The organism is Oceaniglobus ichthyenteri, from assembly GCF_003057885.1.
GTDB lineage: Bacteria > Pseudomonadota > Alphaproteobacteria > Rhodobacterales > Rhodobacteraceae > Oceaniglobus > Oceaniglobus ichthyenteri.
The window spans coordinates 97824-122044 of the sequence record NZ_QAGK01000002.1 but is presented as its reverse complement, the minus strand read 5'-3'; the positions used below and the strand labels follow the sequence as shown (position 1 = coordinate 122044).

Annotated in this window: 23 protein-coding genes; 15 read left to right on the top strand and 8 right to left on the bottom strand. The window is 58.8% G+C overall.

Annotated features, from left to right (window positions below; genetic code table 11):
* Nucleotides 1-3 precede the first annotated feature (3 nt).
* Both C8265_RS03605 and C8265_RS03600 read right to left on the bottom strand, forming a co-directional pair.
* Nucleotides 4-1326: a sugar ABC transporter permease gene (locus C8265_RS03605; protein WP_108482628.1), complete on the bottom strand. Its 1323-nt coding sequence runs from the start codon at nt 1324-1326 to the stop codon at nt 4-6.
* Nucleotides 1327-1437: 111 nt separating this feature from the next.
* The gene (locus C8265_RS03600) at nt 1438-2454 is read right to left on the bottom strand and encodes a substrate-binding domain-containing protein (protein WP_108482627.1); all 1017 of its coding nucleotides are present in this window, start codon (nt 2452-2454) and stop codon (nt 1438-1440) included.
* A gap of 195 nt (nt 2455-2649) precedes the next feature.
* Here C8265_RS03600 and C8265_RS03595 point away from each other — a divergent pair, with 195 nt between their 5' ends.
* Nucleotides 2650-3930, top strand: a complete 1281-nt coding sequence (locus C8265_RS03595) for an ROK family transcriptional regulator (RefSeq protein ID WP_240610964.1) — start codon at nt 2650-2652, stop codon at nt 3928-3930.
* The gene (locus C8265_RS03590) at nt 3927-5447 is read left to right on the top strand and encodes an FG-GAP repeat domain-containing protein (RefSeq protein WP_108482957.1); all 1521 of its coding nucleotides are present in this window, start codon (nt 3927-3929) and stop codon (nt 5445-5447) included. Before C8265_RS03595 ends, C8265_RS03590 begins: the two co-directional genes overlap by 4 nt.
* A gap of 10 nt (nt 5448-5457) precedes the next feature.
* Here C8265_RS03590 and C8265_RS19410 read toward each other — a convergent pair whose 3' ends face one another.
* Nucleotides 5458-5625, bottom strand: a complete 168-nt coding sequence (locus C8265_RS19410; protein ID WP_164512259.1) for a hypothetical protein — start codon at nt 5623-5625, stop codon at nt 5458-5460.
* Between the two features lie 220 nt (nt 5626-5845).
* Here C8265_RS19410 and gdhA point away from each other — a divergent pair, with 220 nt between their 5' ends.
* Together gdhA and C8265_RS03580 are read left to right on the top strand one after the other, a co-directional pair.
* Entirely contained in the window at nt 5846-7195 is a 1350-nt protein-coding gene (gene gdhA / locus C8265_RS03585; RefSeq protein ID WP_108482626.1) for an NADP-specific glutamate dehydrogenase, read from the top strand.
* Between the two features lie 196 nt (nt 7196-7391).
* Complete coding sequence (locus C8265_RS03580) at nt 7392-8486, top strand: TRAP transporter substrate-binding protein (protein ID WP_108482625.1); 1095 nt, start codon at nt 7392-7394, stop codon at nt 8484-8486.
* A gap of 55 nt (nt 8487-8541) precedes the next feature.
* Here the strand turns inward: C8265_RS03580 and C8265_RS03575 are convergent, their stop codons facing one another.
* On the bottom strand, nt 8542-9933 hold the full coding sequence (locus tag C8265_RS03575; RefSeq protein WP_108482624.1) for a TRAP transporter large permease: 1392 nt from the start codon (nt 9931-9933) through the stop codon (nt 8542-8544).
* Nucleotides 9933-10508 carry a TRAP transporter small permease subunit gene (locus tag C8265_RS03570; RefSeq protein WP_108482623.1) on the bottom strand — a complete coding sequence of 192 codons (576 nt, stop codon included), beginning with the start codon at nt 10506-10508 and terminating at the stop codon, nt 9933-9935. Before C8265_RS03570 ends, C8265_RS03575 begins: the two co-directional genes overlap by 1 nt.
* A 218-nt stretch (nt 10509-10726) precedes the next feature.
* On the opposite strand from C8265_RS03570, the gene C8265_RS03565 reads away from it, so the two are divergent.
* The 3 genes from C8265_RS03565 (at nt 10727) to C8265_RS03555 (ending at nt 14059) form a co-directional block, all read left to right on the top strand.
* Complete coding sequence (locus C8265_RS03565; RefSeq protein ID WP_108482622.1) at nt 10727-11986, top strand: D-amino acid dehydrogenase; 1260 nt, start codon at nt 10727-10729, stop codon at nt 11984-11986.
* Nucleotides 11987-12122: 136 nt separating this feature from the next.
* Nucleotides 12123-13052 (top strand): mechanosensitive ion channel family protein, encoded by a 930-nt coding sequence (locus C8265_RS03560; RefSeq protein WP_108482621.1) that lies wholly within the window; start codon nt 12123-12125, stop codon nt 13050-13052.
* 65 nt (nt 13053-13117) lie between these two features.
* The gene (locus tag C8265_RS03555; protein WP_108482620.1) at nt 13118-14059 is read left to right on the top strand and encodes a cation diffusion facilitator family transporter; all 942 of its coding nucleotides are present in this window, start codon (nt 13118-13120) and stop codon (nt 14057-14059) included.
* A 12-nt stretch (nt 14060-14071) separates the two neighbouring features.
* On the opposite strand, the gene C8265_RS03550 is transcribed toward C8265_RS03555, so the two are convergent.
* Both C8265_RS03550 and C8265_RS03545 read right to left on the bottom strand, forming a co-directional pair.
* Nucleotides 14072-14893, bottom strand: a complete 822-nt coding sequence (locus tag C8265_RS03550; RefSeq protein WP_240610963.1) for a MauE/DoxX family redox-associated membrane protein — start codon at nt 14891-14893, stop codon at nt 14072-14074.
* 27 nt (nt 14894-14920) lie between these two features.
* Nucleotides 14921-15439, bottom strand: a complete 519-nt coding sequence (locus C8265_RS03545; protein WP_108482955.1) for a DUF305 domain-containing protein — start codon at nt 15437-15439, stop codon at nt 14921-14923.
* 229 nt (nt 15440-15668) lie between these two features.
* Between C8265_RS03545 and C8265_RS03540 the strand changes: the two genes are divergently transcribed.
* The 7 genes from C8265_RS03540 to C8265_RS03510 all read left to right on the top strand — a co-directional run bounded on the left by C8265_RS03540 (nt 15669) and on the right by C8265_RS03510 (nt 21314).
* Entirely contained in the window at nt 15669-17201 is a 1533-nt protein-coding gene (locus tag C8265_RS03540; protein ID WP_108482954.1) for an acyl-CoA carboxylase subunit beta, read from the top strand.
* A 53-nt stretch (nt 17202-17254) separates the two neighbouring features.
* A complete protein-coding gene (locus C8265_RS03535) occupies nt 17255-17518 on the top strand; it encodes a DUF7218 family protein (protein WP_108482619.1) in 264 nt (87 codons plus the stop codon).
* A gap of 17 nt (nt 17519-17535) precedes the next feature.
* Complete coding sequence (locus tag C8265_RS03530) at nt 17536-17907, top strand: DUF6497 family protein (protein WP_276308485.1); 372 nt, start codon at nt 17536-17538, stop codon at nt 17905-17907.
* 208 nt (nt 17908-18115) lie between these two features.
* Entirely contained in the window at nt 18116-18256 is a 141-nt protein-coding gene (locus C8265_RS19405) for a hypothetical protein (protein WP_164512258.1), read from the top strand.
* Between the two features lie 78 nt (nt 18257-18334).
* On the top strand, nt 18335-18682 hold the full coding sequence (locus C8265_RS03520; protein WP_206050263.1) for a hypothetical protein: 348 nt from the start codon (nt 18335-18337) through the stop codon (nt 18680-18682).
* Nucleotides 18683-18992: 310 nt separating this feature from the next.
* Nucleotides 18993-19202 carry a hypothetical protein gene (locus C8265_RS03515; protein WP_108482616.1) on the top strand — a complete coding sequence of 70 codons (210 nt, stop codon included), beginning with the start codon at nt 18993-18995 and terminating at the stop codon, nt 19200-19202.
* Between the two features lie 111 nt (nt 19203-19313).
* Nucleotides 19314-21314 carry an acetyl-CoA carboxylase biotin carboxylase subunit gene (locus C8265_RS03510; protein ID WP_108482615.1) on the top strand — a complete coding sequence of 667 codons (2001 nt, stop codon included), beginning with the start codon at nt 19314-19316 and terminating at the stop codon, nt 21312-21314.
* Nucleotides 21315-21439: 125 nt separating this feature from the next.
* Here C8265_RS03510 and C8265_RS03505 read toward each other — a convergent pair whose 3' ends face one another.
* On the bottom strand, nt 21440-21961 hold the full coding sequence (locus tag C8265_RS03505; protein ID WP_108482614.1) for a DUF4174 domain-containing protein: 522 nt from the start codon (nt 21959-21961) through the stop codon (nt 21440-21442).
* A 99-nt stretch (nt 21962-22060) separates the two neighbouring features.
* Here C8265_RS03505 and scpA point away from each other — a divergent pair, with 99 nt between their 5' ends.
* Nucleotides 22061-24181, top strand: coding sequence for a methylmalonyl-CoA mutase (gene scpA, locus C8265_RS03500; RefSeq protein WP_108482613.1), 2121 nt, complete (start codon nt 22061-22063; stop codon nt 24179-24181).
* Nucleotides 24182-24221: the final 40 nt, after the last annotated feature.

The following is a 24221-nucleotide window of genomic DNA, read 5'->3' as shown; positions in this document are numbered from 1 at the left end:
GCCTCACTTCGATTTGCGGCGGTAAAGAATATCAAGATAGACGGCCAAAACCAGAACCGAGCCGACAACCACCTGTTGAATGGCCGCATCAAACCCGATCAGAACCATGCCGGTCTGCAATGATTGCATGACCAAAGCGCCCAGAATTGCGCCGTATATTGTGCCCACGCCCCCGGCCAAAGACGTGCCGCCAATAACGGCGGCGGCGATGACATAAAGTTCGTCTAACGTCCCCAAAGCATTGGTGGCGCTGTTCAAACGCGCGCTGGCCACGACGGCCGACAGCCCGGCCAAAAACCCCATCAGGGCGAAAATCTTGACCGTCATCATCCGGGTGTTGATCCCGGCCAATTCCGCCGCTTCGGGGTTGCCGCCGATGGCAAAGACATAGCGGCCAAACCGGGTGCGGTTCGTCAGGATGGTCATCAAAATGCCGACCGTGATCAGGATCAGCACCGGAATGGCAAAACCGTGGGAAATGAACATGCCGCCTTCGGGCATTTCCAACCCTTCGCGTTCAACATATTGGCGCACGATGCCCTTGGGCCAGGGATAGGAATTAACCAACAGCACCGCGCCAATCGCCACACTACACCCGAGCACCGCCAGAAACGTATCGGCCCAAACCGGGCGCAGGGCGAATTTGAATTTCCGCCGACTGCGCCGCCCGTTCAGCACCAAAGCGATGATCGCAGCACAGGCCAGCAGCCCGACGATCCAACTGCCCGTGGCGCCAATGGCCCCGTATGGCCCGCCGCCCAGCAGGGTGAATGTGGCATCCACCGGTGAAATGGTTTCACCCCGCGCCACCAAAAATGCCGCCCCGCGCCAGACCAGCAAGCCGCCCAACGTCACGATGAAGGCGGGGATCTGCAGATAGGCGATCAGCGCGCCCTGAATCGCGCCCACGATTGCCCCGGTCGTGACCCCGGCAATTACCGCGATGATCCAGATCGACCAATGGCCAAGGCCGAGAAATTGCGGCAGGATATACACCTGCAACATGCCCATGATCACGGCACAAAATCCCAGAACCGACCCGACCGACAAATCAATATGGCGGGTGATGATCACCAGAACCATGCCCGTGGCCATGATCCCGATGGACGAGGTTTGCACCGACAGGTTCCACAAATTGCGCGGCGTCAGGAACGCGCCATAGCCGTTGACCAAAGCGCCATACATGTGAAACCCGATCCAGATCAGCGCCAGCGCGCCAACCATGCCGATCAGGCGAGTATCAAGTTCGGTCGCCTTTAGAAAACGGGTGACGAGGCCGTCTTGCGGTTTTGGCTGGGTGGCCGAAGGGGTGATTGTTTCTGTCATGGGGGTGTCCCGCAGGCTGGCAACGGCAATGCGGCGCGCAAACGCGGGGCAGGGGCCGTTTATGTCAGAAAATAGCGTGGGTTCGCCGCGTCAACGGCGAACCCGATTGCCTTATTTACAGGCGGCGACGTCGTCCATCGCGCCTTCGCAGGCTTGCTCTTTGCTGATGTGGCCCGCGTCAATGGCCAGATTCAGCGTGTCTTTGGTGATTGGTGTGGGCGACAGGAAGATGGCGTTCATTTCCACACCGTTTTCACCGCCAGACCATTTGGTTGCGCCTTCGACGCTGTCCAATGTCGCACCACCGGCCAAAGCCACGGCAATTTCTGCGGCCTTGCTGCCCAGATCCAGAGAGTTCTTCCAGACCGATACGGTTTGCGAACCCCGTGCAACGCGGTTCAGCGCGGCCAGATCACCATCCTGGCCACCAACCGGAATGTTCATGCCCTGGGCTGACAATGCGGCAATAACGCCCCCGGCCATGCCATCATTCTGGGCCAGAACGGCCGTGATTTCATTGTTATTTGCGGTCAGGATCTGCTCCATGTTTTTCTGGGCATTTTCCGGCTTCCATCCGTCGGAAAAGTTTTCACCGACCACGGTGATACCCGACATGCCGCCAATCACCTCTTCCATGCCTTCACGCAGGAAGGCGGCGTTGGGGTCACCCGGATCGCCCTTGATGATGGCATAATTGCCGTCACCGGCCGCATCCACCACGGTTTGTGCGATGATTGTGCCCACACCTTTGTTGTCGAAGGTCAGGTAAAAGGCGCGCTCGTCCTCGATCAGGCGGTCATAGCCGACCACGGGAATTTCCTCGGCGGCGGCCTGGTCAATGGCGGGGCCGATGGCATCCTTGTCCATCGCCAGAATGATCAGCGCATCGGCGCCCTGTGCGATCAAGGCTTCAACATCGGTCAGCTGCTTGGCGGCGGATGCCTGAGCGTCGGACGAGATATAGCGTGCGCCCAACTCTTCCAGCTTGGATTTGATCGCGGATTCGTCGGTTTTCCAACGCTCTTCCTGAAAATTCGACCAGCTGACGCCAACGGTCAGATCCTGGGCAAAGGCCATGGATGTCAGTGAAGTGGACAGCGCGGCGGCTGCCAGAAGTGTAAGACGCATGATGTTCCTCCCGAAGGCTGCCGCCGTTGATTGGGGGCAGTCGTATTTTGTTTTGTCGTGTTTGCAGCATGGCGTGATTTAATTCAGCTGTCAAAATAAATAGTTTGCGGTGGGTGAATTTCTGCGTAACCTGTCGGCGTTGCACCGGTCTTTTTGCCCGCTAATTGGGGAGGGTGGGCAAATGGGGGTTTGTTTATGGCCGATGAAGAAATTGCAGCCGCCGTTGCGTCGGACGGGGCGGGGCAGATGGGCTGTGGCCCGCTGCGTGTGGTCAACGATTCGGCGCTGCCCCTGCGTTTGTCGGTGTTTGAGGCCGTGCGCGCCCATGGCGCGATCCCACGGGTTGAATTGGCCCGCACCCTTGGGGTCAGCCCGGCATCGGTGACGGCCGCGACAACCGATCTGATTGCCGCCGGATACCTGTTGGAAATCGACGCCGTGCGCGACGGTGACACAGGCCGGGGCCGCCCACCCGTGGCCTTGGCCGTGCGCGCGCAGGCGGGCTATGTCGCGGGCATCAAATTTTCCGAGGCGGCGCATACGGCGGTGATTCACGATTTTGCCGGCACGCCCCTGGCCGAAATTACCCTGCGCAGTGGCGCTCTTTCGCTGTCGCTCGGTGATCTGGTGGATCAAAGCGAACGATTGCTCAACCTTGCCGTCGACAAGGCGGGGCTGAACCGGGCACAGATCAGTGCCGTTGGCGTCGGTTTGCCCGGCTATATCGACAGTGATCTGGGCCATGTTTTATGGTCGCCGCTGATGCGCAATACCAACGCGCCGCTTTGTGCGATGATCCGGGAGCGGTTGAACTGTCCGGTGATCATCGACAATGACGCCAATCTGGTGACACTGGCGGAACTGTGGTTTGGCGGCGGGCGCAGTGTGTCGAACTTTGCCGTGGTGACGATTGAACATGGGGTCGGCATGGGGTTGGTTCTGAACAACCGATTGTATCGCGGCGCGCGTGGCCTTGGCACCGAATTGGGCCATACCAAGGTGCATCTTGATGGCGCGCTGTGCCGCTGTGGGCAACGCGGTTGTCTTGAGGCATATGTGGCCGATTATGCCCTGGTGCGAGAGGCGTCGACCGCGCTGAACTGGGCGCCGGGCAGTGCGCAAAACGCCCATATGCTGGAAAGCCTGTACAGCCACGCCAAGGCGGGCAACCCCGCCGCGCGTTCGATTTTTCGCCGCGCCGGGCGGTATTTGGCCGTGGGGATCGGAAATATCATCAACCTGTTTGATCCCGAACTGATTTTGTTGTCCGGTGAGCGGATGCGATACGATTATCTTTATGCTGACGAAGTGTTGGCAGAACTCGCCAATGTGACGATTCAGGTGGATCGGCCCGCGCCGCGCGTCGAAATCCATGCCTGGGGCGATATGGTATGGGCGCGCGGCGCGGCGGCGCTGGCGATGGCCCATATCACCACCGAATTGTTGGGCGCGGGCGGTTTGGTGGCCGCGCAATGAGGCTGGCATTGGTTCTGGCGCTGCTGGCCCATCCGGCGGCGGCCGAGGTGACGTTTACCGACCGATCCGGCGATCTGCCCTTTGCCCATGTCTATGGGGGCGGGTGGGAGCATTTCGTTGGCGGCGGCGTGGCGATTTTCGATTGCAACGGTGATGATCTGGCCGATCTCTATGTGGCGGGCGGCGAAAACCCGGCGCGCCTGTTCATCAACATCACCGAAGGCCCCGGCGCACCGATCCGGTTTGCCGATGGCGGCCCCGGCAATGTGGGGGTGACGGGGGCCTATCCGTTGGATGTGGATGGCGATGGTGTGTTGGATCTGGCGGTGTTGCGGGTCGGGTACGATGCCCTGTTCAAAGGCGAGGGCGATTGCCACTTTTCCGATGGCTCGGCCACTTGGGGGTTGCCCGATTATGACGGGTGGAGCACGGCATTTTCTGCCACCTGGGAGGGAGAGAACACCCGCCCGTCCCTGGCCATTGGCCATTATGTTGACCGGAACGATCCCGAAGGCCCTTTTGGCACCTGTGACGATAACCTGTTCATGCGGCCGGATGGGGATGGATATGTCACCACGCTGCTGTCGCCGGGATATTGCGCGCTGTCGATGCTGATCTCTGATTGGCGCGGCGATGGTGTGCCCGCGCTCAGGGTATCAAACGACCGCCATTATTACGTGCGCGACGGGGCGGAACAGATGATCCCGCTTGATACCCTGACGCCAATGACCGAGGCCGAAGGTTGGCCGCGCCTGATGTTGTGGGGCATGGGTATTGCCAGCCGTGATATCACCGGTAATGGGTTGCCCGATGTGATGCTGACCTCGATGGGCGATCAATTGTTGCAATTTGCCCGCCCCGGTGGGGTGTATGAAAACGCGCCGTTCAGTTTTGGCAGCTATGTGCAACGCCCCCCCGATGATGGCCGCCCGTCCACCGGATGGCACGCCGAATTTGGCGATGTGAATAACGATGGCTGGGCAGATCTGTTCATCGCCAAAGGCAATGTCGATCAAATGCCGGGCAATGCCGCCAAAGACCCCAACAACCTGTTGATCCGCACCCCCGATGGCCCGTTTACCGATCAGGGCGTGGCGGCCGGTGTGGCCACGCGCGCGCGCAGTCGCGGTGCGGGGCTGTATGATTTCAATCTGGATGGGCGGTTGGATCTGGTGGTGGTCAACCGGCGTGCGCCGTTGGAGGTGTATGAAAACCAGACTGAAAATGTCGGCAACTGGCTGTTGTTGGATATACGCGCCGCCGGGCCGAATACCCGCGCTGTGGGGGCCTGGATCGAACTGCGCCGCGGTGACGGGTCTGTTGAGCACCGCGAAATCACCGTGGGTGGCGGCCATGGGGGCGGGCAGGCCGGGTTTCACCATTTCGGATTGGGGGCGGGCGCGCGTGCCGATGTCCGGCTGCGCCATGGCGGGGTGGTCAGCGATTGGGTGCGCGTTCCAACCAATCAACCGGCACGTTTGATGTTTGACGCGGGCACCCTGCGGATTGTCCGGTGAAACGCGCTTTTCAGGCGTCTTTTTCCAACGGATCGAGATTCGCGAAAAGCTTCCAGAAGTCCCCGCCAATCGGCGAATACTGTCGGCGTTCCTGATTTGTACAGTGCTCTGGCGTGGTTCGCCGGGCGGTTTTGGCAATAAAACTGCGCCGGATTTTGCGGTGTTTACCGGCGATCATGCAAGAACCATCTGGTTCGTGATCCTTTGTATTTATAGGGCTTTGGCTGAATAAACTGCTATAGATTTAATCAGGTCCGAGCTATTTTTCACTATTCCTCGGCAAATCGCCGCACTTGCATCATCGCAACCGGCGCGCAATACCGTGCGTCAGGTGGGCCGCGCTGTGCTGTTGATTAGCCAGCTTTGGTTCTGAAAATCTTTACAACGGATAATGACCCTTGAGTGAAATAGCTGAAAGCCTACAACCGATTCTTCGCACAATATTGCACCGCAATGCAGGCGAAACCGAATTTCACCAGGCCGCGCGCGAAGTACTGGAAAGCGTTGGCCGCGTAATCGAAAGGCATCCTCAGTATTCTGACGAAGCGCTGATCGAACGGATTTGCGAACCCGAGCGCCAGATCATTTTCCGCGTTCCGTGGATTGATGACAACAATCAGGTGCAGATCAATCGCGGCTTTCGCGTACAGTTCAATTCGGCGCTTGGCCCCTATAAGGGCGGACTGCGGTTTCACCCCTCGGTGAATGTCGGGATCATCAAGTTTCTGGGGTTTGAACAAACCTTCAAGAACGCGCTGACCGGCATGCCGATCGGCGGTGGCAAAGGCGGATCTGATTTTGATCCCAAAGGCAAATCAGACCGTGAAATCATGCGGTTCTGTCAATCTTTCATGATCGAACTGCACCGCCATATCGGTGAAATGGTCGACGTGCCGGCCGGTGATATCGGTGTTGGTGCGCGCGAAATCGGTTTCATGTTCGGCATGTACAAACGTCTGAACAACCGGTTCGAAGCGGGCATTCTGACGGGCAAGGCGCTGTCATATGGCGGATCGCGTGCCCGCAAAGAGGCGACCGGATTTGGCACGGTTTACTTCGTTCAATCCATGCTGGCGCGGCAGAAAACCGATTTTGCCGGTAAGAAATGTGTCGTCTCCGGGTCAGGCAATGTCGCCATCTATGCGATGGAAAAGGTCGCGGCGTTCGGCGGCAAGGTCATCGCCTGTTCGGATTCCGGTGGGTATATCGTTGATGAAAACGGTATCGATCTGGCCCTGGTCAAAAAGATCAAAGAGGTGGAGCGCGGGCGCATTTCAGAATACGTCAAGCTGAAAGGCGACGGCGCGCATTATGTCAAGGGCGGCTCGATCTGGGATGTGCCCTGCGATATTGCACTGCCCTGTGCCACCCAGAATGAACTGGACCATGACGGCGCCAAGGCGCTGATCGAAAATGGTGTGATTGCCGTGGCCGAAGGCGCCAATATGCCCTGCACCCCCCAGGCGGTACAGTTGTTTCAGACGGCGGGCATTCTGTTTGCACCGGGCAAGGCGGCCAATGCCGGCGGCGTGGCCACATCCGCGCTGGAAATGCAGCAAAACGCCAGCCGCGACAGTTGGTCGTTTGAAAAGACCGAACAGCGTCTGGCCGATATCATGCACAGCATCCATGAGATTTGCGATCAGACCGCGGATGAGTACGGCGCGCCGGGCAACTATGTTATCGGGGCCAATATCGCGGGCTTTGTGCGGGTTGCCGATGCGATGGATGCCATGGGCATCATCTGACCCCGGTGGTGGGCCGCCCTGGTGGCCCATCCTTTCCCAAGCGGTTGAAAACGCGGGCTCTCTATATTTTTGCCCGGTCTGTCTGGACATTTCGACCGTCACGGAATTAGCTTCTGTCGTTGGCTGCAAAGGCCACCAGACCGGCCAAAACACGTGAGCCGCCGGTTTGATAATCCAATTTTTCTGGGAGGTCCCGATGGATCGTCGTTCCTTTATCAAACGCGCAGGTGTTGCCGGCGTTGGCGCAACAGCGGCCGGTCTGGCCGCGCCCGCCATTGCACAGGGCAATATCACCTGGCGCATGGTCACCACATGGCCAAAGAATTTTCCGGGCCTTGGTGTCGGCGCACAGCGCTTGGCAGACCGGGTCACTGCCGCATCGGGCGGGCGTCTGACGGTTCAGGTCTATTCCGCCGGCGAATTGGTGCCGCCGCTGCAATCGCTGGATGCCGTGATTGATGGCACCGCCGAAATGAGCCACGGCGCCGCCTATTACTGGCAGAACAAATCAACCGCTTTGTCATTCTTTACCGGCGTGCCCTACGGCATGACAACGGCGGAACTGACGGCCTGGATGCGTTATATGGGCGGTCAGGAAATCTGGGACGAGATTTACGATCAGTTCGGCGTTCAGGGTTTCCTTTCGGGCAATACCGGCACGCAGACCGGCGGTTGGTTCCGCAATGAACTGACCGGTCTGGACGACATCAAGGGTGTTCGGTTCCGCACCCCCGGTCTGGGTGGCCGCGTTTGGGAAAAGCTGGGCGCAACCGTCACCAACATGGCGGCGGGCGAGATTTTTCAGGCGTTGCAGTCCGGCACATTGGACGCCGCCGAATTTGTTGGCCCCTATAACGATCTGGCGCTGGGCTTTCATCAGGTTGCCAAGAATTATTACATGCCGTCGTTTGTCGAATCCGGTTTGGCGACCGAACTGGTCGTGGACAAGAAAAAGTACCAGGAACTGCCTGCCGATCTTCAGGCGCTTGTGCGGGATGTGGCGCAGGCCGAATATGATCAGGTTTCGGCCGATTTCATTGCCAACGATCCGCGCGCCTTGCGCACGCTGGTCAATGACCATGGCGTGATCGTGCGCAATTTCCCTGACGATATCATGGAAGCGGGCGCCAAAGCCTCGGCCGAGGTGATTCAGGAACTGCGCGACAGCGATGATCCGTTGGTCAAAAAGACCGCCGAAAGCTTTATCGAAGCGCTCGGCCTGGTGCGGGAACGGACCGAAAAGATCGACATGCCCTATACCGTGGCGCGCGAGAAATTCCTTAAATACTAAGGTTTTACCGCCTTCAAGAATTGAAAAGGCCCGGTGCAATCACCGGGCCTTTTTATTATCCCGCGATCAGCCGGGGCAGCCATGTGACGATGCCGGGAAACGCGAACAGGATCGCGATGGCGATAATCTGCAATGCCACAAACGGCATGATGCCTTTGTAAATCGCCGATGTGGGCAGGCTGTCGGGGGCGACGCCGCGCAGGTAAAACAGGGCAAAGCCGAATGGCGGGGTCAGGAACGAGGTTTGCAAATTCACCCCCACGATCACGCCCAGCCAGACAGGATCGACATCCAGCGCCAAAAGCACCGGTGCGGTGATCGGAATGACGATAAAGATGATTTCGAACGTATCGAGGATAAAGCCCAGCACGAACATGATCGCCATCACCACCGCCACGGCCATCAATGTGCCACCCGGCAGGTTGGTCAGGAATTCATGCACCAGGTTGTCACCGCCCATCAGCCGGAACACCACCGAAAACACCGATGCCCCCAGCAGGATCACGAAAACCATCGAGGTGATCGTGGCCGTGGCCACGGTGGTTTCGCGCAAGATGGTGAAGGACAACCGCCAGCGCAGGGCGGCCAATATCATCGCCCCCACAGCGCCCACCGATGCGGCCTCGGTCGGGGTGGCGATACCGCCCAGGATCGATCCCAGCACCGAAAGGATCAACAGCATCGGCGGCACAAGGGAAACGATCACCTCGCGCAGCAGATCTTTTTTCTGGTCTGCCGGAACCGGGGTGGCGGGGCAGCTTTGCGGATCGCTCACTGCCTTGAAAATCGTGTACGACAGGTAAAGCCCGACCAGAAGAAAGCCGGGCAAAAGTGCGCCGGCAAACAGATCGCCCACCGAAACGGCAGTGGGGGCAAAATTGCCCTTGGCCATCTGCACCTGTGAATTGATGCCCGACAGCATGTCGCCCATGAAGATCAGCACGGTTGATGGCGGAATGATCTGGCCCAATGTGCCGCTGGCGCAGATCACGCCGGTGGCCAGTTTCGGATCATACCCGGCGCGCAGCATGGCAGGCAGCGAAATCAGCCCCATGGTCACCACCGTGGCCCCGACCACCCCGGTTGAGGCGGCCAGCATTGCGCCGACAATGATCACCGACATGCCAAGCCCGCCGCGCAGGTTGCCAAACAGTTTGCCCATGGTCAGCAACAGTTGTTCGGCGATGTTGGACCGCTCAAGCATCACGCCCATAAAGATGAACAGTGGCACCGCCACCAATACTTCGCTGGTCATGAACCCGATATACCGGTTGGGCAGGGCGCCAAAATTCGACGGATCGAACACGCCAAACGCCATGCCGACCGCGCCAAACATCAACGACACACCGGCCAGCGTAAAGGCCACCGGAAACCCCAGCAGCAAGAAGCCGATGATGCCGAAAAACATCAGCCCGGCCAGGATCTCTCCGATTACAATGGGGTCCATCAGGCGATTCCCTCGGTGCTGGGCGATTTCGGATCAGCGCCATAGCGTTGCGACTGCGGCAAAAGGTCTGACCGCCCGGCCAGAACCAGAATTGATCGCGCAATCATCGCGACCCCCTGAAGCGCCAGCAAAGCGGCAAAGGCAATGATGAAGGATTTCAGGATGAACAATCCCGGCATCCCGCCGACATTCGCCGACCCCTCACCATAGCTCCAGGCGCGGATCACGAACGGCATGGAATAGATGTAAACGATGGCGCAAAACGGCAGCAGAAAAAACACCGCGCCGATGAAATCTACGATTGCCTTGGTGCGCGTTTTTGCCGGACGGTAAAAGATATCAACGCGCACATGGTCATTGCGCATCAACGCAAATCCGGCCACGGCCGTAAACATCGCGCCATTCAGCCAGATATACAGATCCTGCATCCAGACGTGGGAGGTGGCAAAGAGATACCGCTGCACCACAACCGTGAAACACACCACGACAATACCCAGCGACAGCCATGAAAACACATGGCCAATCACGGCGTTCAATCCACAGATCGCGCGAACAACCAATGCCAAAGCGCGCATATTATCCCTCCTGAGGCGTAATCTGGGGCGTGGTTGGCACGAAAGCGCCATTCGCACAATACGACCGGCACCGAGAATTCGACAAAAGCCGTGGCTGTTGCGCGCGTTGCAACCGGTCAGGCGCAGATGTGGGCCGAATTGCGCGGCCTTTGCCCCCCTTGCATTCGCCCGGATACGGCCACACAGTCGGGCGATACTGCAGACGAAAGGCATCTGTGATGAAGGTTGTCGTTATGGGCGCGGGTGTGATCGGGGTCACCACCGCATATTATCTTGCCAAGCAAGGCGCGCAGGTGGTGGTCATTGACCGCCAGACAGGTCCGGGCCTTGAAACCAGCTATGCCAATGCCGGACAGCTGAGTTATGGAATGACATCGCCCTGGGCCGCGCCGGGCATTCCGGCCAAGGCAGTCAAATGGATGTTCATGAAACGCCGCCCCCTGTTCATCTGGCCGCTGATCAGCCCGACTATGTGGAAATGGTGCGTGCAGATGGTGGGCAACTGTAACCCCGAAAGCTATCGCATCAACAAGGGCCGGATGGTGCGGGTATCGAGTTATTCGCGCGATGTCATGCCCGATCTGATTGCCGAAACCGGCATTGAATATGACGGGCGCGCCCAAGGCACGTTGCAACTGTTCCGCACTGAAAAGCAGCTTAAGGCGTCAAAGGCCGATCAGGATATTCTGGCCGAATACGATTCCCCCTACGAGGTGTTGGACCAGGATGGGTGTATCGCCGCCGAACCGGCCTTGGCCGAGGTGCGCGAGAAATTCGTCGGCGGGCTGCGCCTGACGGCGGATCGCACCGGCGATTGCCGCCTGTTCACCATCGCGCTGACGGAAAAATGTGTCGAGATGGGGGTAGAGTTTCAGTATGGTCAATCGATCAAATCCATCGCTGTCGAGAATGGTAAAATCGCGGGTGTGGAAACCGAAATCGCCGGGCGTATCACCGGCGATGCCTATGTCTGTGCCATGGGCAGTTATGCTGTGGATGTGCTGAATCCGATTGGCGTGAAACTGCCGGTTTATCCGGTCAAAGGATATTCCGTGACCCTGCCGGTGACCAACGATGCCTTTGCGCCGCAATCCACGATCATGGACGAAACCCACAAGGTTGCCATCACCCGTTTGGGAGACCGGATTCGCGTGGCCGGTCAGGCCGAAATCGCGGGCTATTCCAACCGGCTTGGCCCCCATGCCACGGATACGGTCAAACATGTGATCGGTGATCTGTTTCCAAAGGGGGGCGATATTTCCAAGGCCGAAGGTTGGACAGGGCTGCGCCCGATGACACCCGATGGCACCCCGGTCCTGGGCCCGACGCAATATGACAACCTGTTTCTGAACACCGGGCACGGCACATTGGGGTGGACCATGGCCTGTGGTTCGGGGCGCGCGGTGGCTGATGTGGTGATGGGCAAAACGCCGGAAATCTCGTTTGATGGTCTGACGGCGGCACGCTACAAACGTTAGTGTCTGGTTGCCTGACACGGCGTGACACTGTGACATCGGCAAACGGCGTTGGCTGGCCCGAACAGGGCGGCCAACCCTTGCCAGTGCGCGGTCGCAATGCGTAAATATACGTCTGAAATCCAAAAAGCGAACCTGCATGCCCGTAAAACAGCATATCCGACGTCTTCTTTTTCCGGTCATCCTGCTGTTGATCAGTTTGGGGCTGTTGGCGGTGCAATCGGATATCATCCGCATACTGGACGTCGGCGAGAATTTCGTGCGCTCGGTCACGGCATTGGCCTATTTCGCCCTGGCCTGGCTGGTCAGCCGCCTGATGGCGCTGGCGTTGGATCGAAGCCGCGGCAAAAGGCGCCCGCATCCCCGATTGATGAAAGATCTAATCGCGGCGGTTTTGTTCATGGTTGCCTTTGCCGCGACGGTCACGCTGTTCATGGGGCAGGGCGCCATCGGGGCATTGGCCGGTTCGGGCATTTTGCTGGCACTTTTGGGGTTTGCCATTCGCAACGTGGTGGCCGACACATTGTCAGGGGTCGCCTTGGGGATCGAGGGGCCGTTTCGCATTGGTGACTGGATCGATATCGACAATCTGGCACAGGGCAAGGTAATCGAAATCGGTTGGCGCACGACCCGCATTCTGACGTCGGATTCTACTTATATGATCCTGCCCAACAGCCAGATCGCGCGCCAGCGCATCACCAATTATTCCGCGCCAAAGCCGCAGTTTCGCGCACAGATCGCCATCACCCTTGATCATAACATGCCTATCGCCAAGGCCCGCAAGATCATGCTGGAGGCGGTGCGCAAAGCCCGGCTTATCCAACAGGATCCGCCGCCCGATTTGCGGGTTCTTGCCTATGAGGAAGGCGGCATCACCTATGCCGTGCGCTATTGGCTGGCGAATTTTGAACGGCGGGTGGATTGCCGCGACGAGGTGTTTACGATCATTGATCAGGCCCTGCGCGACGCGGGCACAATCGCGCCCTATCGCCGGATTGAACTGGTGCAATCCAGCCCCGTCGCGCATGCGGGCCCGTCGGAAAACCCCGCCGCAGACGCCGCTGAATGAGTGATCGGGCCGTGCGCCTGTAACCCCATGCAACGGCGAAGATTTTCCCAACAGGAGCCACCCAAATGCCCCACGATCATGGCCACGCCCATCTTGACCCGGCCTCTGGTGACAGACGGGTCGCCATTGCGATCTGGGCCAACGGCCTGTTGACCATCGCGCAGATCGTCGGCGGGATTTTTGCCGGCAGTCTGGCGTTGATCGCCGATGCGTTGCACAATTTTTCCGACATGGCATCGCTGGTGATTGCCTTTGCGGCGCGCAAGATTGCCAGACGGCCTGCCGATGCGCGGATGACCTTTGGCTATGGCCGGATCGAAATCGTGGCGGCGCTGATCAATTATACCACGCTGATCCTTGTCGGGTTGTACCTGATCTATGAAGGCGGCATGCGCCTGATTGACCCGCCCGACGTGTTGGGATGGTGGGTTGTTATTCTGGGCGCTGTGGCGCTGTCGATTGATACGCTGACCGCGATGCTGACCTGGTCGATGCAAAAGCACAGCGTGAACATCCGCGCGCTGTTTTTGCATAACCTCAGCGATGCCTTGGCGTCGGTTGCGGTGATCGCCGGTGGGGCGTTGATTATCCTGTATGATATCCGTTGGGTTGATCCGGCAATCACGATCCTGATTGCGCTGTATATTCTGTATCTGGCGATCTCCGAAATCGGCACGCCAATCCGCACCCTGATGCTGGGCAGTCCCCCCGACATTGAAAGTTCAACGGTGATTGATGCGATGCGCGACATGCCGGGCGTTGCCGACGTGCACCATGTGCATCTGTGGCAAATGCAGGAACACGAGGTGGCGCTGGATTGCCATGTGGTGTTGACCGCCCCAGCCTGGAGCGAAAGCGAGGCCATGAAAATCGCGATCAAGGAGATGCTGGAGCACCGGTTTGATATCAGCCATTCCAGCCTGGAGTTTGAACACGAGGATCGCGCACATCAAAATGCCGATCTTTACGGACATGGCGCGACCGTGCCGGGTGGTCACGCGGATTAGAACGGCGCGGTGTCAGCCCGCCCCCGCCGCCCAAAGCGCCAGCATCCAAACCCCCATACCCACCATGATCAGGTTTTCGGTGAGTGAAATCACTCCCAGCGGCACGTTTGATCCGCCCCCGACACAGGCGCATTTCAGATCACGCTTTTCAACATAAACGGCCTTGATCACGCTGATCGCGCCCACTGTGCCGATGAATATGCCAACCGGCGCCACCAGCCAGATCAGCGGGCTGGCCGTGCCGATCAGGGCCATCATGCCGACACCTGCGTAAAGCTCTAAAAACGGATAGGCATAACCATAGGGCACATAACGCCGCGCCAATAGGTCATAACCCAGAAACCCGTTCACGAAACTTCCGACATCCTGCAGTTTCTGGACCGCCAGAACCACCATGGAAATGGCAAAAAACCATTTCAGCCAGGTCAGAACCGGAAACCCATCATACAGGTTCACGATCACCGCCAGCGCCATCAGCGCCGTTGCCCCGAAAATTGCAATAATCGGAGTGTAGGATGTATCATCCTCGCCCAGAACGCGGTATCCGAAATGCTGTTTCAGGCGGTCGAACCCGCCGATCTTTTCGCCCTCGATATACGTGATTGGCGTTGTTTCCACCCCATGGGCGGCCTTGAACGCCTCCACCTCTTCGCGGGTGGTCAACAGGGTGTCTTCCACCCTGTAACCTTTGCGCTGTAGCAGGGCCTTTGATTTCAAACCAAACGGGCACAAATGCCCCGGCATTACCATGCGATACAGGGCGGCACGTTTGCCGCTGCCTTGGCTTTTGGCGCGTGCGGTGTCTGGGCCGTCGATTAAATCTGATGATGTCATGGGTGTACCCCCGAACAATGAATGGTCTTAATCCTGCGTCTGGCGTGGTGTGCCAGCGGGGGCATCGCCATTGGCCTCGATATCCGCGATATACAGCTTCATTTCAGCGATTTCCGCACGCTGGGCCTCGATAATTGCATCGGCCAAGGCGCGCACGCGCGGATCAGAAATATCGGCGCGCTCACTGGTCAACAGGGCGATGGAGTGATGCGGGATCATGGCCTTCATCCAAGCCACATCGCCCACGGTCGCCTGACTGCGCACAAGGGCCACGCCCAAAACAAACGCCACTGCGGCACCCGAAAAGATCGCGATGTTCACGGTGCGGTTTGAATACATGCCCAGCATGAAGGCAAGCATGATCACCGCCATCGCCCCGCCCATGTACAGTGCCATCCACATTCGGGTTTGCGAAAAGAACACGTGATCAAGGGCGTAGGTGTTAAGATACATCAGCCCAAACATCACCACGGTCGATGTCACAATCATCGCCGCAAACCGGCCATAGCTGTTTGTGCCTTTGTGCGCGCTGTCCTGATGTGCCATGTTTACCCCACTTTCTTCCTCACAAACCCCCATGACCGGGGCAGAGTTCCAAAAAACGACAATGGCGCAGGGGGACCAACCGCCATACTTGTCGGACCCATCGCAAAAATTTGCGACTATGCAGTTTGCAGAATCGTAACTGCAATTAATTTGCAAATTTGCGCGAAGAGACTTTTCGCAGGTGCGGCAATTGGATATGCCTGAGGTAATTCAACGGGAGGCGCGTGAGATGAAAGATATCCTGCAACAGCTGGAAGACCGCCGCGACGAGGCGCGCCAGGGTGGGGGCGAACGTCGGGTGGCGGCGCAGCACGCCAAGGGCAAACTGTCGGCGCGCGAACGGATTGAACTGTTGCTGGATGCCGGAAGTTTCGAAGAATTCGACATGTTCGTCACCCACCGCTGTACCGATTTCGGGATGGAGCGTCAGAAGGTGCCCGGTGACGGCGTGATCACCGGCTGGGGCACGATCAACGGCCGACAGGTTTATGTATTCTCACAGGATTTCACCGTTCTGGGCGGATCACTTTCGGAAACCCATGCGCAAAAAATTTGCAAGGTCATGGATATGGCCATGCAGAACGGCGCGCCGATCATCGGCATGAACGATTCCGGTGGCGCGCGCATTCAAGAGGGTGTCGCGTCTTTGGCGGGCTATGCCGAGGTGTTCAAACGCAATGTGCTGGCATCGGGCGTGGTGCCGCAGATCAGCATGATCATGGGGCCATGTGCGGGCGGCGCAGTTTATTCACCGGCGATGACCGATTTCATCTTCATGGTGCGTGACAGCAGTTATATGTTCGTCACCGGCCCCGATGTGGTAAAAACCGTCACCAACGAAGTGGTGACCGCCGAAGAACTGGGCGGCGCGTCAACCCATGTCAAGAAATCATCGGTTGCGGATGGGGCGTTTGAAAACGATGTCGCGGCAATCACCGAAGTGCGCCGGTTGTTTGATTTCCTGCCGATGGATAACCGCGCGAAACCGCCGCGCCGCCCGTTTTTCGACAGCCCCGACCGGATTGAACCCAGCCTTGATACCTTGGTGCCCGATAACCCCAATCAGCCCTATGATATGAAGGAACTGATCGGGAAAATCGCCGATGAGGGTGATTTTTTCGAAATTCAGGAGGAATTTGCCCGCAACATCCTGACCGGGTTCATCCGGCTGGAAGGTTCGACCGTGGGTGTGGTGGCGAACCAGCCGATGGTGTTGGCCGGGTGTCTTGATATCGATTCAAGCCGCAAGGCGGCGCGGTTTGTGCGGTTTTGCGATGCGTTTGAAATTCCGATCCTCACACTGGTTGATGTGCCGGGCTTTTTGCCCGGTGTGACACAGGAATACGGCGGCGTCATCAAACACGGCGCGAAACTGCTGTTCGCCTATGGCGAGGCAACTGTGCCCAAGGTCACGCTGATCACCCGCAAAGCGTACGGCGGGGCCTATGTGGTGATGGCCTCAAAACATCTGCGCGGTGATTTCAACTATGCCTGGCCCACGGCCGAGGTGGCGGTGATGGGAGCCAAGGGGGCCGCCGAAATCATGTATCGTGGCGATGCCGGGGATGCCGAGAAAATGGCCGCCCATGTCGCAGCCTACGAGGTGAATTTCGCCAACCCGTTCAAGGCAGCCGAGCGTGGATTTGTCGACGAGGTAATCATGCCCAGCTCTACCCGGAAACGGGTGTGCCGCGCCTTTGCCTCCCTGCGGGGCAAGCAGTTGAGCAATCCGTGGAAGAAACATGATAACATTCCGTTGTAATCCCACGGGAACCCTGCGCCGGGGAATCGGGTTCTTTTCAAAAGGAGAACACGATGACCAAAGACCATGGCAGCAGCATCAAGGACAACGAAACCTACGAAGCCTTGCGCGAAGATGGCGCGAGCAAGGAGAAAGCCGCGCGAATTGCCAATGCGCAGGCGTCAAGCGATCAGCATCCGTCGGAAAAGGGCGGCAAGGCCAAACCATACGAGGACTGGACCAAGGACGAATTATACGACCGCGCCCAGGAAATCGGGATCGAGGGGCGGTCAGACATGGACAAGGCCGCCTTGATCAAAGCATTGCGCAATCACTGATCCTTGGCCTGCTTTGCGTGGTCGGACCGGCCATTGCGTGGGCAGAAACCCCTAACGCGGGCGATGTAATCGTGGTGCCGTCTGCCGCCGCGGTCATTTTGTTTGACGTCATTACCGATGTGCCGGGGCAGGGCGTGACCTATCGGTTTCGGTTTCTGGCCGAACATATCGGCACCGACACTGATTTTGCCGCCATTGGCGAAGACATGCTGTTTTTGTGCGAATCCTATATCCTGCCACGGCTGGCCGCTGTCGGCCCGATGCCCGATCAGATTGTAATCACACTGCTGGATCGTCCGGTGATTTTCGGCGAAATGACGCCGGAGGCGACCCAGTTCTTCGAGGCGTTTCGCCCCGACCATGACACATGCATTTGGGAGAATCTATAATGCACCCCCTACCTATGGTGTCATATTGTTCACATAGCGTGAAAGATGATGCAGCCGCGCCACAAACTGTTGCGATCAGCGGGGAACCATATCAATCCCGATTGTGTTGCGCTATTGTCGCCCAAGGTTTCCTTGTAGAAACCTGTCATTCGCACCAATGGCGGACGCCGCAACGGCGTTCCACCTTGAACCTATTGAGGAGCAATCGATGTCCAAGAGCATCAAAACAGTTTTCGCCATCGGCCTTATCGGCCTGGTCGCTGCCTGCGCACAGAAGAACGAAGAAGTCGTGTTTGCCGATCCGGCCCCCATTACGGTCGAACCCACCTATACCGGCAAGTACAAGTAAGACTTGCGCGGGGTGGGTGGTTACGCCCACCCCGATACGGCCCACTCATCCGATCGGGGGTGTGTGATGCGCGAACCGATGGTCAAACACCGCGGTTTCCCCGGGCGTCTGCCTGGCACCGATTTCCAATTTACCGTGCGCCGCGCCAATCCCAAGGGGGCCACCCCCCTGACCGCGCGCACCCGCTATCCTGATCGGCGCCCCGCCGACCGACGCGCTGACGAGGCGTTTCTGCTGGCCCTGTGCCACCAGTTTGGCGAAGAACCGTTTGAGCGGGGCAATCTGGACGCCGGGCGTCTTTCGTGGCTTTTCGGGCGCGAAGTTGTGCCCGCCGAGCGTTCGTTCGACGATTCCAGCTATGAGGCCCTGTTGCGGGTGGATTACGCCGTGGCGCGCGCCAATTTCCCAGACCTGTTTTTGGATTGATCGGCGTGTTTTGGCTGTTCCCTCCGGCATTTCGGCAAGCTTTGGCGCAGAGGGCGCCTGTCGCATCATTGGCGTTTGCAAGGGTGCGACAAAATCGCCAACCTAGGGGTGGGGCGGCTGTCCTCAGCACAACAGCGGCCCTGGTTTGTCAAAACCATCATCGTTACCCTTCCCCTTCGTGGTTCGGCCCTGTGCGGGTCGGACCACGTTTTTGTGGCGTTGCGCCGGGGCAGGATTGCGCCGCTTTGACGGATCCAAAACCGGACAATTGTGTTGAAACAAAGAATAACCATGACGGAGGCAGTCACACATGGAAAAGACCTGGATCATCGGTGTCATCGCGGCATTGGGCCTTGCGGCCTGCACCGACAACGCCGACCTCAATCGCGCGGCCGTTGGCGGCGTCGGATTGGGCGCTGCGGCGGCGCTTACCAACAATAACGTCGGTACGGCAGTCGCCATTGGCGCGGCGGGCGGTGCGCTGTGCGATGATGTCGTGCCCGAGCTTTGCCCGCGCTAACCCAACGGTTCATAAACAGTTTTCAACGCCATCCCGCGCCGCCGGGGTGGCGTTTTTCGTTTGATGATAGATGCAAGACCGCGCCATCGGTGCGCCGGAAAGGATGCCTAAATGTTCAAGAAAATCCTGATTGCCAACCGCGGTGAAATCGCCTGTCGCGTGATTAAAACGGCGCGTCGCATGGGCATTGCCACGGTTGCGGTCTATTCCGATGCCGACCGTAACGCGCTGCATGTGAAAATGGCCGATGAGGCGGTGTATATCGGCCCGCCCCCCGCCAATCAGTCGTATATCGTGATCGACAAGATCATCGAAGCGGTGCGCGAAACTGGCGCAGAGGCGGTGCATCCGGGCTATGGTTTTCTGTCGGAAAACAGCAAATTCGCCGAGGCACTTGCCGAGATCAACGTCGCCTTTATCGGCCCCCCCGTTGGCGCGATTGAAAAGATGGGCGACAAGATCACATCGAAAAAGATCGCCGCCGAGGCGGGGGTTTCAACCGTGCCGGGCTATATGGGCCTGATCGTGGATAGTGACGAAGCGGTCAAGATTTCCGGCGAAATCGGTTATCCGGTGATGATCAAGGCGTCGGCGGGCGGTGGCGGCAAGGGCATGCGCATCGCCTGGAAAGAGGAAGAGGTGCGCGAGGGTTTCCAAGCATCGAAAAACGAAGCGGCGGCCAGTTTCGGCGATGATCGTATTTTCATCGAGAAATTCGTCACCCAACCCCGGCATATCGAGATTCAGGTGTTGGCCGATGGCCATGGCAACACCCTGTACCTGCACGAACGTGAATGCAGCATCCAGCGCCGCAACCAAAAGGTGATCGAAGAGGCGCCATCGCCGTTTCTTGACCCACAAACGCGCCGCGCCATGGGCGAACAGGCCTGCGCCCTGGCCGCGGCGGTGGGCTATACCAGTGCGGGCACGGTGGAATTCATCGTCGATGGCGCGCGGAATTTTTACTTTTTGGAAATGAACACCCGGTTACAAGTGGAACATCCGGTAACTGAACTGATCACCGGCATCGATCTGGTTGAACAGATGATCCGCGTCGCGGCGGGCGAGGCATTGTCGTTTGGCCAGGACGATGTGCAGATGAACGGCTGGGCGATGGAATCTCGCCTTTATGCCGAAGACCCCTATCGCGGATTTTTGCCCAGCATCGGGCGGCTGACCCGCTATCGCCCCCCCGCCGAAGAGGCGAGCAAAACCCAAGCCGTGCGCAACGACACCGGCGTGTTCGAGGGCGGCGAAATCAGCATGTATTACGACCCGATGATCGCCAAATTGTGCACTTGGGGGCCAGACCGCGCCGCCGCGATTGAGGTGATGCGCACCGCGCTGGACAGTTTTGAGGTTGAGGGGATCGGTCACAACCTGCCGTTCCTGTCAGCCGTGATGGACCATCCGAAATTCGTCAGCGGTACCATTACCACCGCCTTTATCGAGGAAGAATATCCCGATGGGTTTCAGGGCGTTACCCTGGCCGAACCCGATCTGCGCCGGGTGGTTGCTGCCGCTGCTGCCATGTACCGGGTGGCCGAAATTCGCCGCACCCGTATTTCGGGGCGAATGGACAATCACGAACGCAAGATTGGCGATGATTGGGTGGTGTGGTTGCAAGGCGCGGAATACGCGGTTTCGATTGATGCCGACCGTGCCGGCGCGACGGTAAACTTTCCCGACGGGCCGGCCATGCGCGTTGAATCGAAATGGACCCCGGGCGATGCCCTGGCCAAGGTGATGGTCGATGGCGCACCGTTGATGTTGAAGGTCAACAAGATCACCGGCGGGTTCCGTCTGCGCACACGGGGTGCCGAGCTGTTTGTCAAACTGTTCAGCCCGCGCCAGGCCGAATTGGCCGCGCTGATGCCCGAAAAAACGCCGCCCGACACCAGCAAAATGTTGCTCTGCCCGATGCCCGGCCTGATCGTGACCGTGAATGTCGCCGTGGGCGATGAGGTGCAGGATGGTCAGGCGCTGTGCACCGTGGAAGCGATGAAAATGGAGAACACCCTGCGCGCCGAACGCAAGGGCGTGGTCAGCAAAATCAACGCCGCGCCCGGTGACAATCTGGCCGTGGACGAGGTGATCATGGAGTTTGAATAACCCATGCCCCGCCGCGCGATGAATATGGCCGTGCTGGCCCCCGTCGGTTTACCGACAGGGGCCTTTGACGCGCGCAATCGTATCGCAACGGCCCAAGATTGCGATCTTGCGCGCGCCCTGAACGCTCAGTTGCCCAAGGGGGTTTCGTTCATTTCACGCTGTCGGATCGGGCTTTTGTCGATGCTGCGCACCAATTCGCGCACGCTCCACGGTAGGGGTTTGCGCAATTGCACGTCGCCCTCTTTGCCAATCAGCGCCAACATGAAACCCCGTGGGCGCAGTTTCAGCCGCACGCCAGATCGCCCATCGGGATCGGTGTCGGTAATCAGAACCACATCCCGGTCGCTCAGCGCATCGGGGCGATCGAGCAGCAGGCGCATCTGGTCTTGGAAGGCGGGGTCATTTTCACTGTTGGCAAAAACGATCACCGGGCGCGCGATCCATTTGAAATCGTCCAGATCCACGTCGGCCCCGACGAAAATGGCCAACGGATCGGCCTTCCAACGGTCGACAACCGATAAAACCGTGGCCTGGCCCGGTTCAAGAGGCAAAGCCGCGTCTTGTTCGGTTTCGGCAGATTGTGCCTGGGCGGCCAGCCCGGCCAACGCGACGGTCGCGGAAAGTAAAATAGCAATAGATGTGCGCATGGGGCCTCCTGTTCCTGCCTTATGTAGGGCGCGCGCGGCAAAATTCACAGGGGAGATTGCGCCAAAGCAGCGCAGCGCCCCGGATCGAGAGGATGTGAGATGAGCGATTGGAAAGCAACGGCAGAACGCGAGCTGAGAGGCCGCCCTCTTGACGACCTGACCTGGAACACCGCCGAAGGCATCGCCGTGCAACCGGTCTATGGCCCGGGCGATGCCGATGGGTTGGCGCATATGGGCGCAATGCCGGGTGCCGCGCCCTATACCCGTGGCCCAAAGGCCACCATGTATGCTGGCCGCCCCTGGACCATTCGCCAATACGCCGGTTTTTCCACTGCCGAAGAAAGCAATGCCTTTTACCGCCGCGCCCTGGATGCGGGGCAACAGGGGGTATCGGTGGCCTTTGATCTGGCCACCCACCGGGGGTATGATTCCGATCACGAACGGGTCGAGGGCGACGTGGGCAAGGCCGGTGTCGCCATTGATTCAGTCGAGGATATGAAAATTCTGTTCGATGGCATCCCGCTGGATGAGATTTCCGTGTCGATGACGATGAATGGCGCGGTGATCCCGGTTCTGGCCTCGTTCATTGTGGCGGGCGAAGAACAGGGCGTGGACCGTGCGAAATTGTCAGGCACGATCCAAAATGACATTCTTAAAGAATTCATGGTGCGCAACACGTATATTTATCCGCCCGAACCGTCGATGCGGATCGTGGCCGATATTATCGATTATACCGCGCGCGAAATGCCGCGGTTCAATTCGATTTCGATCAGCGGCTATCACATGCAAGAGGCCGGCGCGAACCTGGTTCAGGAGCTTGCCTTCACCTTGGCCGATGGCAAGGAATACGTGCGCACCGCCGTTGCGGCCGGCATGGATGTGGATGCCTTTGCCGGTCGCCTGTCGTTCTTTTTCGCCATCGGGATGAATTTCTTTATGGAGGCGGCAAAGCTGCGCGCGGCGCGGTTCCTGTGGCACAAGATCATGCAGGAGTTTGAACCGAAAAAGCCCGGATCAAGCGTGTTGCGCACCCATTGCCAGACCTCGGGCGTGTCCCTGGCGGCGCAAGACCCTTACAACAACATCGTGCGCACTGCGTACGAGGCGATGAGCGCGGTTCTGGGCGGCACGCAATCGCTGCACACGAACAGTTTTGACGAGGCGATCGCGCTGCCCACCGATTTCTCATCGCGGATTGCGCGCAATACCCAGTTGATTTTGCAGAATGAAACCGGGGTGACCAATGTGGTCGATCCGTTGGCGGGGTCGTATTACGTTGAAAAACTGACCGCTGATCTGATTGCCGAGGCCGAAAAACTGATCACCGAAATTGATGAAATGGGCGGCATGACCAAGGCCGTGGCCAGCGGCATGCCCAAGCTACGCATCGAAGAGGCAGCGGCGAAAAAGCAGGCGGCGATTGACCGGGGTGATGAGGTGATCGTCGGGGTTAACAAATTCCGTCTGGAGCAGGAAGACCACCTGGATGTGCGCAGCATCGACAACGCCGGTGTGCGCACCAGTCAGCTGGCGCGCCTGGAACGTATCCGGGCCAGCCGCGATCAGGCGGCATGTGACCGCGCGCTGAGCGCCTTGGAAACCGGCGCGCGCGACAAAACCGGAAATCTGCTGGCTCTGGCGGTAGAAGCCGCCCGCGCCCGCGCCACCGTAGGAGAAATCAGCATGGCGTTGGAAAAAGCATTCGGGCGGCACCGCGCCGAGGTGAAAACCCTGGCCGGTGTGTACGGCGCGGCCTATGAGGGCGACGCCGGATTTGCCGCAATTCAGGCGGATGTCGAAGCCTTTGCCGAAGAAGAAGGCCGCCGCCCGCGCATGTTGGTGGTGAAAATGGGCCAGGATGGCCATGACCGGGGCGCGAAAGTGATTGCCACAGCATTTGCCGATATCGGCTTTGACGTCGATGTTGGGCCCCTGTTTCAAACGCCGGAAGAGGCGGCGCAGGATGCGGTGGATAACGATGTCCATGTGATCGGCATTTCATCGCAAGCGGCGGGTCACAAGACCCTTGCGCCAAAATTGGTTGCGGCACTGGAGGCGGCGGGCGCGGGGGAAATCCTGGTGATCTGTGGCGGCGTTATCCCGCAGCAGGATTACCAATTCTTGTATGATGCCGGGGTAAAGGCGATATTCGGGCCGGGAACGAATATTCCCGCCGCGGCCAAGGATATTCTCTCACTCATTCGTGCGGCGCGGGACTGATAGAACAGACTGGGGCGCTGCCCCAGACCCCGGGATATTT

Coding starts and splice junctions, on each gene's coding strand:
- C8265_RS03605 (WP_108482628.1), bottom strand. CDS start 1,326: ATGACAGAAACAATCACCCCTTCGGCCACCCAGCCAAAACCGCAAGAC.
- C8265_RS03600 (WP_108482627.1), bottom strand. CDS start 2,454: ATGCGTCTTACACTTCTGGCAGCCGCCGCGCTGTCCACTTCACTGACA.
- C8265_RS03595 (WP_240610964.1), top strand. CDS start 2,650: ATGGCCGATGAAGAAATTGCAGCCGCCGTTGCGTCGGACGGGGCGGGG.
- C8265_RS03590 (WP_108482957.1), top strand. CDS start 3,927: ATGAGGCTGGCATTGGTTCTGGCGCTGCTGGCCCATCCGGCGGCGGCC.
- C8265_RS19410 (WP_164512259.1), bottom strand. CDS start 5,625: ATGATCGCCGGTAAACACCGCAAAATCCGGCGCAGTTTTATTGCCAAA.
- C8265_RS03580 (WP_108482625.1), top strand. CDS start 7,392: ATGGATCGTCGTTCCTTTATCAAACGCGCAGGTGTTGCCGGCGTTGGC.
- C8265_RS03575 (WP_108482624.1), bottom strand. CDS start 9,933: ATGGACCCCATTGTAATCGGAGAGATCCTGGCCGGGCTGATGTTTTTC.
- C8265_RS03570 (WP_108482623.1), bottom strand. CDS start 10,508: ATGCGCGCTTTGGCATTGGTTGTTCGCGCGATCTGTGGATTGAACGCC.
- C8265_RS03565 (WP_108482622.1), top strand. CDS start 10,727: ATGAAGGTTGTCGTTATGGGCGCGGGTGTGATCGGGGTCACCACCGCA.
- C8265_RS03560 (WP_108482621.1), top strand. CDS start 12,123: ATGCCCGTAAAACAGCATATCCGACGTCTTCTTTTTCCGGTCATCCTG.
- C8265_RS03555 (WP_108482620.1), top strand. CDS start 13,118: ATGCCCCACGATCATGGCCACGCCCATCTTGACCCGGCCTCTGGTGAC.
- C8265_RS03550 (WP_240610963.1), bottom strand. CDS start 14,893: ATGACATCATCAGATTTAATCGACGGCCCAGACACCGCACGCGCCAAA.
- C8265_RS03545 (WP_108482955.1), bottom strand. CDS start 15,439: ATGGCACATCAGGACAGCGCGCACAAAGGCACAAACAGCTATGGCCGG.
- C8265_RS03540 (WP_108482954.1), top strand. CDS start 15,669: ATGAAAGATATCCTGCAACAGCTGGAAGACCGCCGCGACGAGGCGCGC.
- C8265_RS03535 (WP_108482619.1), top strand. CDS start 17,255: ATGACCAAAGACCATGGCAGCAGCATCAAGGACAACGAAACCTACGAA.
- C8265_RS19405 (WP_164512258.1), top strand. CDS start 18,116: ATGTCCAAGAGCATCAAAACAGTTTTCGCCATCGGCCTTATCGGCCTG.
- C8265_RS03520 (WP_206050263.1), top strand. CDS start 18,335: ATGGTCAAACACCGCGGTTTCCCCGGGCGTCTGCCTGGCACCGATTTC.
- C8265_RS03515 (WP_108482616.1), top strand. CDS start 18,993: ATGGAAAAGACCTGGATCATCGGTGTCATCGCGGCATTGGGCCTTGCG.
- C8265_RS03510 (WP_108482615.1), top strand. CDS start 19,314: ATGTTCAAGAAAATCCTGATTGCCAACCGCGGTGAAATCGCCTGTCGC.
- C8265_RS03505 (WP_108482614.1), bottom strand. CDS start 21,961: ATGCGCACATCTATTGCTATTTTACTTTCCGCGACCGTCGCGTTGGCC.
- scpA (WP_108482613.1), top strand. CDS start 22,061: ATGAGCGATTGGAAAGCAACGGCAGAACGCGAGCTGAGAGGCCGCCCT.